Source organism: Pseudomonas sp. 86_A, from assembly GCF_017491705.1.
Taxonomy (GTDB): domain Bacteria; phylum Pseudomonadota; class Gammaproteobacteria; order Pseudomonadales; family Pseudomonadaceae; genus Aquipseudomonas; species Aquipseudomonas koreensis.
In genome coordinates, this window is the sequence record NZ_JAFGYS010000018.1 from 101,805 (window position 1) to 117,743 (window position 15,939).

Annotated in this window: 15 protein-coding genes; 11 read left to right on the plus strand and 4 right to left on the minus strand. The window is 57.6% G+C overall.

Features of this window, described 5'->3' with window-relative positions:
• Positions 1 to 118: 118 nt before the first annotated feature.
• Positions 119 to 2,074, minus strand: coding sequence for an acetate--CoA ligase (gene acs / locus J5M57_RS24905; protein ID WP_027612632.1), 1,956 nt, complete (start codon positions 2,072 to 2,074; stop codon positions 119 to 121).
• A gap of 451 nt (positions 2,075 to 2,525) precedes the next feature.
• Here acs and J5M57_RS24910 point away from each other — a divergent pair, with 451 nt between their 5' ends.
• The 5 genes from J5M57_RS24910 to J5M57_RS24930 all read left to right on the plus strand — a co-directional run bounded on the left by J5M57_RS24910 (position 2,526) and on the right by J5M57_RS24930 (position 7,533).
• Complete coding sequence (locus J5M57_RS24910) at positions 2,526 to 2,786, plus strand: DUF2790 domain-containing protein (RefSeq protein ID WP_027612631.1); 261 nt, start codon at positions 2,526 to 2,528, stop codon at positions 2,784 to 2,786.
• A 554-nt stretch (positions 2,787 to 3,340) separates the two neighbouring features.
• Positions 3,341 to 4,591, plus strand: a complete 1,251-nt coding sequence (locus J5M57_RS24915; RefSeq protein ID WP_003227292.1) for a ribonucleotide-diphosphate reductase subunit beta — start codon at positions 3,341 to 3,343, stop codon at positions 4,589 to 4,591.
• 346 nt (positions 4,592 to 4,937) lie between these two features.
• The gene (locus J5M57_RS24920) at positions 4,938 to 5,471 is read left to right on the plus strand and encodes a Bro-N domain-containing protein (RefSeq protein ID WP_123530285.1); all 534 of its coding nucleotides are present in this window, start codon (positions 4,938 to 4,940) and stop codon (positions 5,469 to 5,471) included.
• Positions 5,472 to 5,584: 113 nt separating this feature from the next.
• A complete protein-coding gene (locus J5M57_RS24925; protein WP_207848026.1) occupies positions 5,585 to 6,298 on the plus strand; it encodes an HNH endonuclease signature motif containing protein in 714 nt (237 codons plus the stop codon).
• Positions 6,299 to 6,549: 251 nt separating this feature from the next.
• Positions 6,550 to 7,533, plus strand: a complete 984-nt coding sequence (locus tag J5M57_RS24930; RefSeq protein WP_207848025.1) for a hypothetical protein — start codon at positions 6,550 to 6,552, stop codon at positions 7,531 to 7,533.
• A gap of 3 nt (positions 7,534 to 7,536) precedes the next feature.
• Here the strand turns inward: J5M57_RS24930 and J5M57_RS24935 are convergent, their stop codons facing one another.
• Together J5M57_RS24935 and J5M57_RS24940 are read right to left on the minus strand one after the other, a co-directional pair.
• Positions 7,537 to 8,673: a hypothetical protein gene (locus tag J5M57_RS24935; protein WP_169842189.1), complete on the minus strand. Its 1,137-nt coding sequence runs from the start codon at positions 8,671 to 8,673 to the stop codon at positions 7,537 to 7,539.
• 63 nt (positions 8,674 to 8,736) lie between these two features.
• Positions 8,737 to 9,552 carry a sulfite exporter TauE/SafE family protein gene (locus J5M57_RS24940; RefSeq protein WP_207848024.1) on the minus strand — a complete coding sequence of 272 codons (816 nt, stop codon included), beginning with the start codon at positions 9,550 to 9,552 and terminating at the stop codon, positions 8,737 to 8,739.
• Positions 9,553 to 9,664: 112 nt separating this feature from the next.
• On the opposite strand from J5M57_RS24940, the gene J5M57_RS24945 reads away from it, so the two are divergent.
• From J5M57_RS24945 to J5M57_RS24955, 3 genes are all read left to right on the plus strand, one after another.
• A complete protein-coding gene (locus J5M57_RS24945; RefSeq protein WP_207848023.1) occupies positions 9,665 to 10,432 on the plus strand; it encodes a helix-turn-helix transcriptional regulator in 768 nt (255 codons plus the stop codon).
• Positions 10,433 to 10,525: 93 nt separating this feature from the next.
• Positions 10,526 to 10,843 carry an XRE family transcriptional regulator gene (locus J5M57_RS24950; protein WP_169842195.1) on the plus strand — a complete coding sequence of 106 codons (318 nt, stop codon included), beginning with the start codon at positions 10,526 to 10,528 and terminating at the stop codon, positions 10,841 to 10,843.
• A gap of 9 nt (positions 10,844 to 10,852) precedes the next feature.
• Positions 10,853 to 11,122, plus strand: a complete 270-nt coding sequence (locus J5M57_RS24955; protein WP_169842197.1) for an XRE family transcriptional regulator — start codon at positions 10,853 to 10,855, stop codon at positions 11,120 to 11,122.
• Between the two features lie 25 nt (positions 11,123 to 11,147).
• Here J5M57_RS24955 and J5M57_RS24960 read toward each other — a convergent pair whose 3' ends face one another.
• Positions 11,148 to 12,203: an MBL fold metallo-hydrolase gene (locus tag J5M57_RS24960; protein ID WP_207848022.1), complete on the minus strand. Its 1,056-nt coding sequence runs from the start codon at positions 12,201 to 12,203 to the stop codon at positions 11,148 to 11,150.
• 216 nt (positions 12,204 to 12,419) lie between these two features.
• On the opposite strand from J5M57_RS24960, the gene J5M57_RS24965 reads away from it, so the two are divergent.
• The 3 genes from J5M57_RS24965 (at position 12,420) to J5M57_RS24975 (ending at position 15,765) form a co-directional block, all read left to right on the plus strand.
• Positions 12,420 to 13,028 (plus strand): TetR/AcrR family transcriptional regulator, encoded by a 609-nt coding sequence (locus tag J5M57_RS24965; protein ID WP_207848021.1) that lies wholly within the window; start codon positions 12,420 to 12,422, stop codon positions 13,026 to 13,028.
• Positions 13,029 to 13,163: 135 nt separating this feature from the next.
• A complete protein-coding gene (locus J5M57_RS24970) occupies positions 13,164 to 14,261 on the plus strand; it encodes a diguanylate cyclase (protein ID WP_243435102.1) in 1,098 nt (365 codons plus the stop codon).
• A gap of 184 nt (positions 14,262 to 14,445) precedes the next feature.
• Entirely contained in the window at positions 14,446 to 15,765 is a 1,320-nt protein-coding gene (locus J5M57_RS24975; protein WP_207848020.1) for a PAS domain-containing methyl-accepting chemotaxis protein, read from the plus strand.
• Positions 15,766 to 15,939: the final 174 nt, after the last annotated feature.

A 15,939-nucleotide genomic window follows, 5' to 3' on the forward strand; every position in this document is an offset into this window, starting at 1 on the left:
CAACTGTAGGAGTGAGCCTGCTCGCGATGAAGCCAGCCCAGACACCACAAAACCTCCAGACACAAAAAAGCCCCGCCCGGCAATCACCGGACAGGGCTTCTCAATGCATCAGACAGGCTTAAGCCACATTCATCGTCTTGTGCGTATCAATCAAATGCTGCACCACACCCGGATCCGCCAAGGTCGAGATATCCCCCAACCCGTCGTATTCCGCAGTAGCGATCTTGCGCAGAATCCGCCGCATGATCTTGCCCGAACGGGTCTTCGGCAGCCCAGGCGCCCACTGGATCACGTCCGGCGAAGCAATCGGGCCGATCTCTTTACGCACCCAATTCTTCAGTTCCAGGCGCAGTTGCTCGCTCGGCTCCTCGCCATTTTTCAACGTGACATAGACATAAATGCCCTGCCCCTTGATGTCGTGCGGCACACCGACCACCGCCGCTTCGGCGACTTTCGGGTGGGCGACCATCGCGCTTTCGATCTCGGCGGTGCCCATGCGGTGGCCAGAGACGTTGAGCACGTCGTCCACACGCCCGGTGATCCAGTAATAACCATCAGCGTCACGGCGCGCACCGTCACCGGTGAAGTACATGCCACGGAAGGTCTTGAAGTAGGTGTCGACGAAACGGTCGTGATCGCCATACAGGGTGCGCGCCTGACCCGGCCACGAATCGAGAATCACCAGATTGCCTTCGGCCTCGCCCTCGATGATGTTGCCGAGGTTGTCGACCAGCGCCGGCACCACACCGAAGAACGGACGCGCCGCCGAACCCGGCTTCAGCGCATGCGCACCTGGCAGCGGGCTCATCATGTTGCCGCCGGTTTCGGTCTGCCACCAGGTATCGACGATCGGGCAACGCGACTTACCGACGTTCTTGTAATACCAGTCCCAGGCTTCCGGGTTGATCGGCTCGCCCACCGAACCGAGCAGACGCAGGCTGCTGCCATCCGCGCCTTCAACGGCGGCGGTGCCGGAGGCCATCATCGCGCGGATCGCGGTCGGTGCGGTGTAAAGGATATTGACCTTGTGCTTGTCGACAATCTTCGCCACCCGGGTGATGTCCGGATAGTTCGGCACGCCTTCGAACAGCAGGGTGGTCGCGCCATTGGCCAGCGGGCCGTAGACGATGTAGCTGTGACCAGTGACCCAGCCGACGTCGGCGGTGCACCAGTAGATTTCGCCCGGGCGGTAGTCGAACACACGCTCGTGGGTCATCGCCGCATACAACAGATAACCGCCGGTGGTGTGCTGCACGCCCTTCGGCTTGCCGGTGGAGCCGGAGGTGTAAAGGATGAACAGCGCCTCTTCAGCGCCCATCTCTTTCGGCGCGCAAACGGTGCCCGCCACTTTCATCAAGTCTTCGTACCAGATGTCGCGATGCTGGTTCCACTTGATGTCACCACCGGTGCGCTTGCACACGATGACTTTCTGGATGCTGCTGGTTTCCGGGTTGGTCAGCGCGTCGTCGACGTTGGCCTTGAGGGAAATCTTCTTGCCGGCACGGATGCCTTCGTCAGCGGTGATCACTACTTTCGAGCGGCAGTCGATGATGCGCCCGGCCAGCGCTTCCGGCGAGAAGCCGCCGAACACCACCGAGTGAATCGCGCCGATCCGGGTGCAGGCCAGCATGGCGACCACGGCTTCGGGAATCATCGGCATATAGATAGTCACCACGTCGCCGCGGTGCACGTCCTGACCACGCAGGGCGTTGGCCAGTTTGCAGACTTGTTCGTGCAGTTCGCGGTAAGTGATGTTGCGGCTTTCGGAAGGATCGTCGCCTTCCCAGATGATTGCGATCTGATCGCCGCGCTCGGCCAGGTGACGGTCGAGGCAGTTGTAGGAAACGTTCAGGGTGCCGTCGGCGAACCATTTGATGTCGACATGGTGATCGTCGAAGGAAGTCTGCTTCACCGTGGTGAAAGGCTTGATCCAGTCGAGGCGCTTGGCTTGCTCGCGCCAGAAACCGTCAGGGTTGACGACCGACTGCTGGTACATGGCTTTGTAGGTCGCCTCGTCAGTCAGCGTATTGGCCAGAACCTCGGGACGAACGGGATACAGAGAAGCCGCACTCATCTTTCTTACCTCGGTGGAATAGTTGTTTTTGTATGACCCCGTTGTAACGGGGCGGGGGCCATAGAACCATTCGACGATGGTAGTAACAACCCCTGCGCCCTCAAGACCCCAACCCTGTAGGAGCTGCCGAAGGCTGCGATCTTTTGATCTTGCCCTTTAAAAACAGGATCAAAAGATCGCAGCCTTCGGCAGCTCCTACAGGGGATTTTTGGTGTTTTGTGGGGATTGTTACCAAATCTGCCAAAGGTGTTTATCAAAACCCGCTCTGTTTACCCCCGCCCCACCTCCCTAAAATTCACCTCGCCGACAAGGCAAACGCGATTAACAACGTTACAGCCCCCACGAAGGCCGTTAATCCAGCTCTTAAGTAATAACTGCAAACGATGAAGTTCCACACGCAACCCTAAAAAGGTTGCGTGACCCCACTCGACCTCAAAAAGGTAAATTTGAAATGAAAGCTTTATTGGTTCTGGCCCTCAGCAGTCTGTGCGCAACCGCCATGGCAGACGAGGTCCCGACTGATGTCGCACAGCAACAACCGGTGATCGAGGAATACACTTACTCGACTCATCTGGACATCGCCAAAGTGGTATCGATGAGCGAAGTGCCGAATGTCTGTGAAGTGGTACCGGCAAAAATGGAGTACGACGACTCCAAGGGTCAGCGTCACATTCTGCGTTACAGCGTCATGGGTAACGGCTGCACCAATTGATGCGTTCAGACTGCACCGAATTGGCCCCCTAAGCGCAACATTGAAGGTCGATTCCAGCCCGATTTCGGTCGGGCTCAGTTGTGTTTGGAGTCGTCAAAAATGCTTGCAAAACACTAGATGTAGTGAAAAACCGGTTTTTTTGTTCGTTTTTTGAGCAAATCCACATTTACGAAATTTCTGCGAAAAAAAATCTATCCCCGGCAAAGCCCTGTAAACCCGCACTCTCATCGAAAAACCAGCCTCCTCGACCGCTCCATGCGCGGATTCGCCTCAGCACAGCCCGTTTTTTTTCCCTATAATGCCGCCCTAATCGGGACAGCAATATTCCCTTACAGGGATGAACAGCCAATCTGAAGCCCCGCAGCAGCGTTCAACGCGAGCTGCGCCCGTCAGAGGCTCTCGGAACCCCGAACAAAATTCTGTTTTATTGCCTGCCTTAGCTGCTGCAAAAAACGATTCCTTAAGATCCAACGCGGTCTGTACGACCGTGTGAACCACCCAACCAATCAGGTTTCACACGGGGCGACAGGCCCTCACGCAGGAGACGACACGTCATGCTGAGCTGGGACGAATTCGACAAAGAAGACAGTGAAGTAGCAACCGTGAAAGGCGCCAACGCCGGCCACGCTACTGAAGCCAACATGGACCGCCTCGACAGCGCCGGCGGTGCCGCAGCGCTGGAAGCCCGCGCCGTCACCGCCGACGACTCGGCCGCCGTGGCCCGTGCCAAGGCCGCACTGGATTCCCTCGACGTCGCCGAAGGCCTCGCCGAACTCGAAGGCGCCTCCGCCCGTGTCGCCGTTGACGAAAAGCGCATGATCAACTGCCGCGCCGACCTCAACCAACTCGTACCTTTCAAGTACGACTGGGCCTGGCAGAAGTACCTGGACGGCTGTGCAAACCACTGGATGCCGCAAGAAGTCAACATGACCGCCGACATCGCCCTCTGGAAAAACCCGGAAGGCCTGACCGACGACGAGCGCCGCATCGTGATGCGCAACCTCGGCTTCTTCTCCACCGCCGACTCCCTGGTTGCCAACAACCTGGTTCTGGCCGTGTACCGCCTGATCACCAACCCGGAATGCCGCCAGTACATCCTGCGCCAGGCCTTCGAAGAGGCGATCCACACCCACGCCTACCAGTACTGCATCGAATCGCTGGCCATGGATGAAGGCGAGATCTTCAACATGTACCACGAGATCCCATCGGTCGCCAAAAAGGCAGCCTGGGGCCTGAAATACACCCGTTCGATCTCCGATCCGAAGTTCGAAACCGGCACCCCGGACACCGACAAAGAACTGCTGCGCAACCTGATCGCCTACTACTGCGTTCTGGAAGGCATCTTCTTCTACTGCGGCTTCACCCAAATCCTCTCCATGGGCCGCCGCAACAAAATGACCGGCGTCGCCGAGCAGTTCCAGTACATCCTGCGCGACGAATCCATGCACCTGAACTTCGGCATCGACGTGATCAACCAGATCAAAATCGAAAACCCACACCTGTGGGATGCCGAAATGAAGGAAGAAGCGACCCAGATGATTCTGCAGGGTACGCAACTGGAGATCGAATACGCGCGCGACACCATGCCTCGCGGCGTACTGGGCATGAACGCGGCGATGATGGAGGACTACCTGAAGTTCATCGCTAACCGTCGTTTGTCGCAGATCGGTTTGAAAGAAGAGTACCCAGGGACGACTAACCCGTTTCCTTGGATGAGCGAGATTATGGACTTGAAGAAAGAGAAGAATTTCTTTGAAACTCGCGTGATCGAATACCAAACTGGTGGTGCGTTGAGCTGGGACTAATGGTCTCGCTTGACACGATTTGACGATTGCTGCCTGAGTCGAAAAGTCGAGAAAGCAAAAAGCCCCGATTTGATCGGGGCTTTTTTATGGGTGATGGGTAACTCTTTTCACGCCTACGGCACAGCGCTCAATCTCCTACAGCACTTACAGCCGCGTCCCATTGAAGCCTGCTACGAGCGCTACTAAGCTCTATCGCAGGTGCCTAAGAAACGCCCAACGTAGAAAGCTCGGTCAGTGACACAGACGTGTAATTCGTCGGTGGTAACTGCTCTGCTCGTTGGGATTTCTTAAGTCCGCTCTACGTTGGGGTCAGGCCCTCCCAAAATCTAACGTAGAGGTCATAGATATGTCTGATCCGCTCCCGGTAATAGTGTTCTCTCGCCACAACCTTTCTCTCCATGCCCTTCTATTAGAAAACCAGCCTTGGTTCTCCGCTCGCGATGTCGGCCGCTTGATGGGTTTCCATCTGAATGATCGGGTGGTCAACAAGCTAGATAGCGATCAGCGCCGCGTCATGTGGATTGAGTACTTTCGAGAACCAGAACAGCACCTGATGCTCAGTGAGTCCGGGGTGTACGCGCTGTTGGTCTATCACTACGTTCCGGGTAATCGGTTGTTGCGGGAATGGCTGACCAATGAGGTGGTGCCGACATTGCGCGATGCTGCAGATTCGGGAAATTCAAATCGGCCAATGTTGAGCTTATTGGATTGGCCGGAGATGTCATTGAGTTTGCTGCATTGGCAGGATGAGGGCTGGATTCGGCTTCGGGATATGCCTTACCTGTTGAACGATCAAAATCCACGACGAGCATCTTTAGAGAAACCCTGGTGGCGAAGAGTTACACAGGTGTTTCAGTCCTCGAAGCACTCGATGGGCTAGGCATGGGCTTGTAGGATCGCGCGGGATCCGTCGCTGTTTTCTGTAGGAATTTTCGTAGACATCAGTGATGGCCACTCAGTATCGTCCGAGGGTTTTCAACCCTCGGCGATTGTATGGACACGGAAAACAGTAATAACGATTGGAGTGACGTAGAGATTCAGGCGGCGGTCGACGCCTATCTCAAAATGCTGGCACGCGAGCAGAGCGGCCAGAAATTCGTCAAGACTGAGGAAAATCGGATCTTACGTGACGGTCCCTTAGCCGGTCGGACTAAAGGCTCAGTCGAGTTTCGGATGCAGAACATCTCTACCGTGCTGGTAGAAATGGGTCGAACGCGTATTGAAGGCTACAAACCTGCCAAGAATGTTGGCGCAAATGTAGCGCTCAGCATCCGTAAGGCACTTGATGCTTCTACTGTTCTGACACTTGAAGATTCTGATCCAACGGCGGACGAAGCATTGCTCGAGCAACGCGCGGCTAAATTTGAGCGAAAGCAATTTGATTACGTTCCCAAAGGGATAAAAACACCAATCCAAACGACTTCCACTAGAAAGGTTTACTTTCGCGATCCTGAATTGAGGGGCTGGGTTCGTCAGCAAGCCAATGGAAAGTGCGAAGGTTGTGGCAAAGCAGCGCCATTTGAAAAGGATGGGAAACCGTTTTTAGAAGTACATCACGTCAAGCACATGTCGCAAAAGGGTTCGGACCTTGAGACTAATGTTGTCGCGTTGTGTCCCAACTGTCACCAACGTTGCCACCATTCGGACGACAGAGAGGCTTTCACTGCTTGGCTGTATGACAACGTTGGAAGACTCGAAAAGGAATAATCGCGGTTTATCTGAATAACCGTATTGGCTGATCTTGGGGCTGCTTCGCAGCCCAGCGGGAGCAAGCTCCCTCGCCCCAGGGGTGAATCGCTGCCTGCAGTGGCGGGGGGAGGATTGAAATTTGGTTGATGCCTGGAATCGCCAGCAGGCTGGCTCCCACAGATTCCGCATCATCCTGAAAACAAACAGTGCAAGCCGCGCCGCCTCCCGCTATTAATACCCCTCCCCCACTCAAGGATCCGAGCCCCACCATGAAATTCGATCTCGCCTACTGCCTCAGCCTCGACGACAAGTTGTCGATCTATGACGTTCGCGATCTCAATTTCGATGAGACGGTGGCGTTTGACTCAGCGAAGGAGCACTTCCAGTGCCCCAACGATGCCTGTCGTTCGGCGTTCGAGGCTTCCAATGAGTTGGGCACGTTCAACGCCAAGAATGTGAATTACGTGCGCACGCCGCACTTCAAGAATCTGCCCACCACACAGCATGTGGCGGGTTGTCCTTATGTGAGTTTGAAAACGTCGGCATCTGGCGTTGAGACGGCGGATGGCGAAACGGATGACGGGCGGGAGGAGCATTTCCCATCAGAGTTGTTGCTGACGCGCCGTGAGTATGTGCGCAAGCCTGCTGCGCCGGCGGGCGCGGCGGATGTGTTGCGGGATGATCCGGTGCGGGTGGCGCAGGTGAGTTCCAAGGAGTCGCCGGGGCGTGAGACGGCGCCGGACAAGACCAGTGTGTTTGCGCATCCGGTGGAGTGTTTTGTCTCTAATTTCGCCGACAAGGAGTTGCTCAAGCGTATGCCGTTGAAGATCGGCGAGCACACGGCGCCTTATGGCTCGTTCTTCAAGAAGATCGAGTATCTGACGGACAACAAGGGGCTGATTTACTGGGGCAAGATCAAGGAGATCAAGGATTACACCCAGAGTTTTCGCATTGATTTCGAGCAGAAGGTCTGGTTCAAGCAGGCGGATGAGGCGAAGAAGAAGCCGTATTCGGTGAACGTGTACTTGAGCAAGAAGCTGATCGACAACTACCGCAAGCGCAAGGCGTTTCTGGAGGAAATCAAGCACGCGATCGACAGTGACAAGGAGTTGTTCTGTTTCTTCTATGGGGTGACGCCGGAGTTGAAGCAGGTGCCGAGCAAGAAGAACCCCGAACAGACGTTCGGGGTGTTCAGTGCCAACATCGAGAACCTGGATCACTTCATTGTGCGGGAAGCGCCCGGACTGGCGTGACGGTCAGCCTTTGGGCAATTGCAGTTTGGCTTCGCCACGGTGCTGGTTGACCAGCGAGTAAGGCAGCACCGACCAGTCGGGGTTATCGCAATTACGTTGGTAACGGGCGAAGTAAGCACCCAGGTAAATCCCCTTCGGCGTGAAGTGCCAGTTGGAATAACCCCAGACACTTTCATCGGTGTAATCGCAACTGCCGTCGTCTTCGGCAGGCTTCTTCATTTCTTCGGGGTACAGCGTGGTGAACTGTTTGACCAGCCACGGCGCCATGACTTTCATCTGATCGTATTCGGTGGCCGCGCTATTCGGTTCACCGATCCACAGCACATCTTTTAGTTTCAACAATTCGCCGGTGTGGACGTCCAGGTTGATCGGCGAACTGCCGAAGTCCGGGTGGGCGCCGCCGCAGCTGTAACCAGTGGAGATGTCCAGGCTGACCACGTCGGGCGAGAGAAACTCCGGGGCAGCTCCTTGATCGAACTCGGCGTATTCCCCGCCATCCATCATGCAACGGTGATAGTCGATAACTTCAGTCCATAGCCGTCCGAGCAAGTGGTTGTTAATCCGCTCCTGCTCTTCTTTCGTATAGCCAGATTCAACACTGAACAACGAAACCTTGGACTCAGGCTCCGTCCACCACTGCAGCTCGTAGCCCATGAAGTTTTCTTTCTTCTCCGGCTTGAGCTTGAGCCCCTGTAAACGCAAATACTCGTAGGGATCGTCCTTCGGCAACGTGGCAATAAAGGGCAGCGTGGTAGCAGTTGGCGCAGGAAGCTTGGCTTCGGTCAGTTGCACCGGGAGCTTCTTGCCCTTGGGGTTTTGCCATTCGCCCTGCCAACCGTTTGCGGTGGTTTTCAGCTTCAGGGTTGGCAGCGGTTTGTCGTCGCCATAGCGGTTGTTGCCTTCAACCAGGTTCAACGTGCTGTCCTGCAGCGAGCCGCTGAGTTCCAGGTCGCGGTGATACTTCTCATAGAAGTAGCGGCCGGTGACTTCGTCCTGCTGCGTGGTGTTGAGCTCCAGCACAATCGGCATCTTGCCCAGCGTACCGGTGAACACGCGCCGGCCATCTTCGGCGTGGGCAGTGGAAATCAGTGTGAACAGCGCCACAGCGTATGGCGCCAGGCGCAGCAGTCCCTTGAGCATGGATCGATCCCTGAATGAATGAGGCTGCGGAGTATGCAGAGGATGCGCGCAGGAATCGAGGCTCTACTTGAGCAGCATGCCCAGCATGACGACGATCAGCAGCGCGATGTACACCCACGCATGCACCCGATCCGGTATCCGCCCGATCCACGGCGTGGCCATTCGAATCCCGACCAACGAGCCCAGTGTCAGCACCACAACCGCCAGCAAATCCACATACCCGACAAACCACGCGCCCAGATCCGTCGCACTGAATCCGGCCAATGCCATGTAGGTCAGCGTCCCGGCCACTGCCACCGGCACGCTCAACGGATTGGCCATGGACGTAGCCTGGGACATGCTCAGCCCGCAGCGGCGCAGAAGCGGCACGGTCATGACGCTTCCTCCTACACCGAGGAACGTGGCGATGACGCCGATGCCTACACCGCCGGCGGACGTTTCTGTACTGCCGAGTCGGCGCGGGATGATGCCTTCGCTGCGGGTGAGGAAGCCGCGTCTGAGCAGGCAGTCGATGATGGTAACGCCGAGGTAGGCGATGAAGGCGTAGCGAATGATTTCGCCGCTGACCCACACCGCCGCGACCGCGCCGAGGATCGCGCCCAGGGCGATGAAGCCGCCTAGCGGCCACAGATAATGACGGATCAGGTTGCCGGCGCGGCGGTGTTTGTCGGTGGCGATCAGCGCGTTGACGATCATCACGCAGGTCGAGGTGGCGACGGCGATGTGCATCGCCGATTGGCCGATGGGGTCGTCGGCGCCGTGGCTGGCGGTGAGCATGCGGTAGAGCAGCGGCACGACGACGAAGCCGCCGCCGAAGCCGAAGAGCACGGCGGTGATGCCGGTGAGGCAGCCGAACAGGGTCAGCAGGAGATAGAACATGGCGCGCCTTCCGGTGATGGGGAGCGGTCGAAGATAGTGCGGCGCGGCTTGGCCTGCTTCAGCAACTCAGCCAATAATGTTTGCGTTTACGCCAACTACCGGGAAACGCTCTATGCGCAATGTTTCGATCAATCTGCTGGATGACACGCCGCGACCGGTGGTGGCGATCGGTACGGATTATTCCCACGGTCATTCGTTGCCGTTTCATACGCATCGACGGGCGCAATTGCTGTACGGCGCGACCGGGGTGATGCAGGTTCGCACCCATGACGGCAATTGGGTGGTGCCTCCGCAACGAGCGGTGTGGATTCCGCCAGGGGTAGCGCATGAGGTGTTGATGCTGGGGGTGAGCACGCGCAGCTTGTACATCGAGCCGGGAGCGGTGGACTTGGGTCAGCGTTGCCAGGTGATCAGCGTTTCGCCGTTGATGCGGCACTTGTTGATGGAGGCTGTGGAAGTGCCGCAGGCCTATGACCTCGACGGACGCGACGGTGTGCTGATCGATCTGTTGCTGCATGAACTGGCGCGCAGTGCGCCCCTGCCCTTGCACATTCCGCTGCCGACTGACGGAAAGCTCTTAGCTCTGTGTCAGACCTTTCTGCATCAACCGAACGCCCATCAGTCGCCGCAACACTGGGCCGAGCAGTTGCACATAAGCTTGCGCACCTTCAACAGACTGTTTCGCCAACAGACCGGGTTGAGCTTCAGCCAATGGCGGCAACAGGCCTGTGTCGTGCTGGCGCTGGCACGGCTGGCGGCCGGTGAAGCGGTGACGCGGATCGCCCTTGATTTCGGTTATGAGAGCCCGGCAGCGTTCTCGACGATGTTCCGGCGCATCCTCGGACAGGCACCGTCCGTCTGGTTGGAGGCGGCGAACTAGGGCAAATCAAAAAATGCGTTTGATCCCGGCCGAAAACAACTGTACAAAAACACAGTACATTTTCAATCAGCACTCTTGAGCCCGGAGCACACCATGGCCTCTCTTGCGATGAACCACATCCTCGAACGCATTGCCCTTTTCCAGTTCACCCCGACCCACTGCGTGCAGGCCCGAGCGATGCTGGGCTGGAGCGTGGAACAGCTGTCGCGGGAAGCGGAGGTTTCGGTTGAAGACATTCAACGGTTTGAGGCGCAGCAAGAGGTGGCGGATGCGGCGCGTCTGGCGCTGGCGTATCGATTTGAGTCGCGGGGGTTGGTGTTCTTTCCCGGGTTTGCGCCGGGGCGGAGCGCGAGTTTGAACGGGGTGGCTGCGGAATCAGTGGGGCATGCAGATTTTGCAATGGCGGAGTAAGGGCAAAACATGAGTGAAATCGAAGGAAGCGCAGGCAACGTCTATCAAGACCTGGATCTTGCGAATGCCGATGAAATGCAGATGAAGTCCACCTGCGTAGCGAAACTGGCTTCACTCATTGAGCAAGCTAATATAGGCGAATCTGAGGCGGCAAACAGACTTGGATTACCGCTGAAGAATCTTCAGAGCATCATTCGGGGGCAATTCCGAGATGAACCGATCGACACGATTGCGAGTTATCTAGCGAAGATCTCCGAGGTGACCGGTTCGCCCTCCTAAAAAGGAGCGAACCGGATGCAAAACATCAGGCGTTTTGCACCACTCCCTCACTCTCCCCTTCAACCCCCATCCACCACGCATTCCCACGCTGCGGTTGAGCGATGTTGAACGCCTCCCCCATCTGCGGCGTGGTAATCGAAACACTGCGTTCCCAGGCCAGCGCCAGAATGCGATCAAACGGTTCATGCCATGCATGCATCGCCAGATCAAAGGTGCCGTTGTGGATGGGGAACAGCCAGCGGCCCTTGAGGTCGAGGTGGGCTTGCAGGGTTTCTTCCGGTTGCATGTGCACGTGCGGCCATTCGACGTTGTAGGCGCCGGTTTCCATCAGGGTCAGGTCGAACGGGCCGTATTGTTCGCCGATGCGTTTGAAGCCGTCGAAGTAGCCGCTGTCGCCGCTGAAGAAAATTCGCGTGTCGCCGTCGATCATCACCCACGAGGCCCACAGCGTGCTGTTGCTGTCGAACAGGCCTCGACCGGAGAAGTGCTGCGACGGGGTGGCGACGAAACGGATGCCGGCAACTTCGGTTCCCTGCCACCAGTCGTACTGGCGGACCTTGCTGGCGTCGATGCCCCATTTGATCAGGGTGTCGCCGACGCCCAGCGGGGTCAGGAAGTAGTTGGTCTTGGCCGCCAGCTTCAGCACAGCCTCATAATCGAGGTGGTCGTAATGGTTGTGCGACAGGATCACCGCTTCAATCGGCGGTAACTGGTCGATGCTGATCGGTGGCTGATGAAAGCGTTTCGGACCGGCCCATTGCACCGGCGAGGCGCGCTCGGCGAAGACCGGATCGGTGATCCAGAACTTGTCGCGCAGCTTCAGCAGCAGGGTCGAGTGACCGAGGCGATAGACGCTGTGGTTGGGCGCTGCCAGCAGGTCTTCACGGGTCAGCGGCTGCACCGGGATCGCGGCGGCCGGTCGAGTATTGCGAGGCTTGTGGAAGATCATGTTCCACATGATCCGCAGCATCTTGCGCAGGCCTTCGCGTTGCACCGGCGCATGGTTACGGAATAGCCCTTGATCCTGGCGAGAGGCTTCAGGCGTGGAAGTTTGATCCGCAGAGAAATCTGGATTGGCCATGACTGAGAGACTCCAGAAGAACCGCGCAATTCACGGTTTTTCACGGTGGGACGATAAATGGCCAAGGCACGCACGCATCAGCCGAACTTTCTGGTTTTTAGGTTGCGAGGATTAACGCAACATTACACTGGGCGGTGTAGTTTCTAGGTTGCATCAAACGCGATGACAAGTAAACTGCCAAGTGTAACTTCACCCTTTTCCTGCCAAAGCGAACTTATGACAGCTCCAAAGCGCCTCACCGACCGCAAACGCGAAGCCATCATTCAGGCGGCGATTGCCGAATTCCGCGCCAACGGTTTCGAGGTCACCAGCATGGACAAGATCGCGGCCACCGCCGGGGTGTCGAAGCGCACGGTGTACAACCACTTTCCCAGCAAGGAAGAATTGTTCGCCGAAATTCTCAACCAACTCTGGGCGCGGATCACCGACGAGCAGACCGTGACCTATCGCGCCGATCAGCCGCTGCGCGAGCAACTGCTGCCCATGTTGTTGGCTAAACTGCAGATGATGGCCGATGACAACTTCCTCGGCCTGGCCCGGGTGGCGATTGCTGCCACCATCCATTCCCCTGAACGCGCGCAAGACATGGTGGCGCGCATGGGCGAGCGGGAAGAAGGCCTGACCGTGTGGATTCGCGCCGCGCTGGCGGATGGCCGGTTGAAAACCGTGCAGGCAGAGTTCGCCGCGCAGCAGGTACAGGGGCTGTTGAAGTCGTTCGGTTTCTGGCCGCAGATTTCCATGGGTCAGCCGCCACTGGATGCGGAAACTCAAAAAGCCGTGGCCGAGTCGGCACTGGAGATGTTTCTGGCGCGCTACCAGCTCTAAATCGCCCCTCTCCGGCGCCCGCCCCGATTAAATGGCTCGAAAGGACACTGATTATTCCCGTTGGAATAAATGACAATGTCCGACAATCGACCGACGAACGGTCTACCTGAAAAAGATACTGCAAAGTATTTCAGGATGAATCTGGCGCAGGACATCATGGAAAACCCACGCGGCAAAGGCTTGTCATTCGCCAGACGGATCTATCTACCCAGGGTCATTGGCCTGGGCATCGGCTTTTTCAGCGTCGCGGCAGCGCTGTATCCGTTGAACATGCCGGCATGGATCTGGGCGCTGCTGCTGTTCAACGGGTTTGTCTGGCCGCATCTGGCTTATCAGGCATCAACACGCGCGACCTTCCCCTACCACGCCGAACGTCGCAACCTGTTGTACGACTCGCTGTGCGGCGGTTTCTGGACCGCGTGTTTGCAGTTCAATCCGCTGACCACGGTGACCATCCTGTCGATGATGACCATGAACAACGTCGCCGCCGGTGGCCGACGCCTGTTCCTGCTCGGCGCCCTCGCCCAGCTCGTCGGCGTGCTGCTGGGTTGGGTGCTCTTCGGTTTCAAGTTCAGCCTGACCATGACCCAGATCGAAATCTGGGCCTGCCTGCCGATGCTGACCCTGTATCCATTGGCCTTGGGCATGGTCTGCTATCAACTGGCGATCAAACTTGCCCAGCACAAACGCACGCTGCGAGACCTGAGCCGCACCGACAGCCTGACCGGGCTGCTCAACCACGGCGCCTGGAAGGATCTGCTGCACGCCAGGTTCGAGCTGTGCCGGCAAAACCACACCCAGGACATTCTGGCGTTGATCGACATCGATCACTTCAAGGCCATCAACGACAACTACGGCCACATCATTGGCGACGCCGTGCTGAGCCAACTGAGCCACACGCTCAAAGGCATGCTTGTCAAAGGCGAACGAGCCGGGCGCTATGGTGGCGATGAGTTCTGCCTGATCCTGCCCGACCAGCCGCTGAAAAAAGCCGAACTGCAAATGGAACGATTGCGTCAGGCGCTGGATCAATATCGCCACCCGGAAGTGCCAGAACTGCGGGTCAGCCTGAGTATCGGTCTGGCCCGGTTTCAGCCTTCTTACACCGACGCGCTGGCTTGGCTGGATGACGCTGACAAAGCGCTGTACACCGCCAAACACACGGGACGCAACACGATCAGCGTGGCGCTGAGCCGTCCGAGCTCCAACGACGCCAACCCCGTCAGTCTTTGAAAAACCAATAAACATATTGACCTGCATTTTCTTGTACAACTCCTATCGGTTTGTATAAGATCAGCTCGTCAGCCTGGATGCTGGCACTTTGCAGTCAAAGACAAATGCCGACCCGGTATTTGCTCTGCCAGCGCGGAAACAGGGACACAAACTTCGTCTTGCCCTACTTCCAGGTACTGCCACTATGTTTTTCAAACGCCACCAGTCCGCCCTCAACGACCTTCAACACACCATTACCGAACAGAATGGCCTGCTCGAAGCGATCAACCGCTCCATGGCAGTGATCGAGTTCGACCTCAACGGTGTGGTGTTGACCGCCAATGACAACTTCCTCAAAACCATGGGTTACCGCGCCGAACAGGTGATCGGCCAGCCGCATCGCTTGTTCTGCACCCCGGAGTTTGGCCGCAGTGCGCAATACAGCGAACTCTGGACGCGCCTGAAAAACGGCCAGTTCCAGTCCGGCACCTTCGAGCGGATCAACAGCCAGGGCCAGCCGATCTGGCTGGAAGCCAACTACAACCCGATCAAGGATGCGTCGGGGCGCGTAGTGAAAGTGGTCAAGTTCGCCATGGACGTAACGAGCAAGGTCCAGCAGGAAAGCGAGGCCAACGCCAAGCTGCAGGCGATTGACCGGGCGATGGCGGTGATCGAATTCGACCTCGACGGCGGTATTCTCACGGCCAACCAGAATTTTCTGACGCGCATGGGTTACACGCTCGCCGAACTGAAGGGTAAACATCACCGCCTGTTCTGCCGTGCGGAGCTGGTCAACAGCAGCGCTTACGAGGATTTCTGGCGGCGGCTGAATCAGGGTGAGCTGTTTCAGGGCCAGTTCGAACGTGTCGACAAGCGCGGCCAGAGTGTGTGGCTGGAGGCCAACTACAACCCGGTGTACGACGCCGCCGGGCGTTTGTGCAAAGTGGTGAAATTCGCCACGGACGTCACCGCCCGCGTCGAGCAGTACGAGCACGATGCGCGCAGCGCCAGCGCCGCTTACCACATCTCCGTGGAAACCCGGAAAGTCGCCGAACAAGGCACTCAGGTGATCCAGCAAGCGGCCAGCGAAATGCGCGAAATTGCCGAGGACATCGCGCAGTCGTCAACCTTGATCGCGCAACTTGGCGAACGCTCGGAGCAGATCACCGCCATCGTCAACACCATCCGTGCGATTGCCGACCAGACCAATCTGTTGGCGCTCAATGCGGCGATCGAAGCGGCACGCGCCGGCGATCAGGGGCGCGGGTTTGCCGTGGTGGCGGACGAAGTGCGGCAACTGGCGGCGCGCACCAGCGGCTCGACGGCGGAAATTTCCAACATGATCGGCCTGATCCAGAGCGAAACCCGCCAGGCAATCAAGAGCATGGAAGGCACCCGCGGCCGGGCGGCGCAAGGCGTTGAACTGGCGGACCAGGCCGGCAGCGTGATTCTGCAGATTCGCGATGGTGCCAGCGAAGCGGTGCAGGCGGTGAGCATGTTTGCCAATGAGCGGGCGCCGGGCTGACGGATTTGCAGGGTCGAAAGACCGCGTTGCGACCTTCGCGAACAGGCTCGCCCTCACGGGGAAGTGCATTCCAATGTGGGAGCGAGCCTGCTCGCGAAAGGGCCATGAGCCGCAATGCAGGACTATAGTGACCTTCAGTCCCAAGCCCTGCCGAGCCCATCATGACCACCGAAA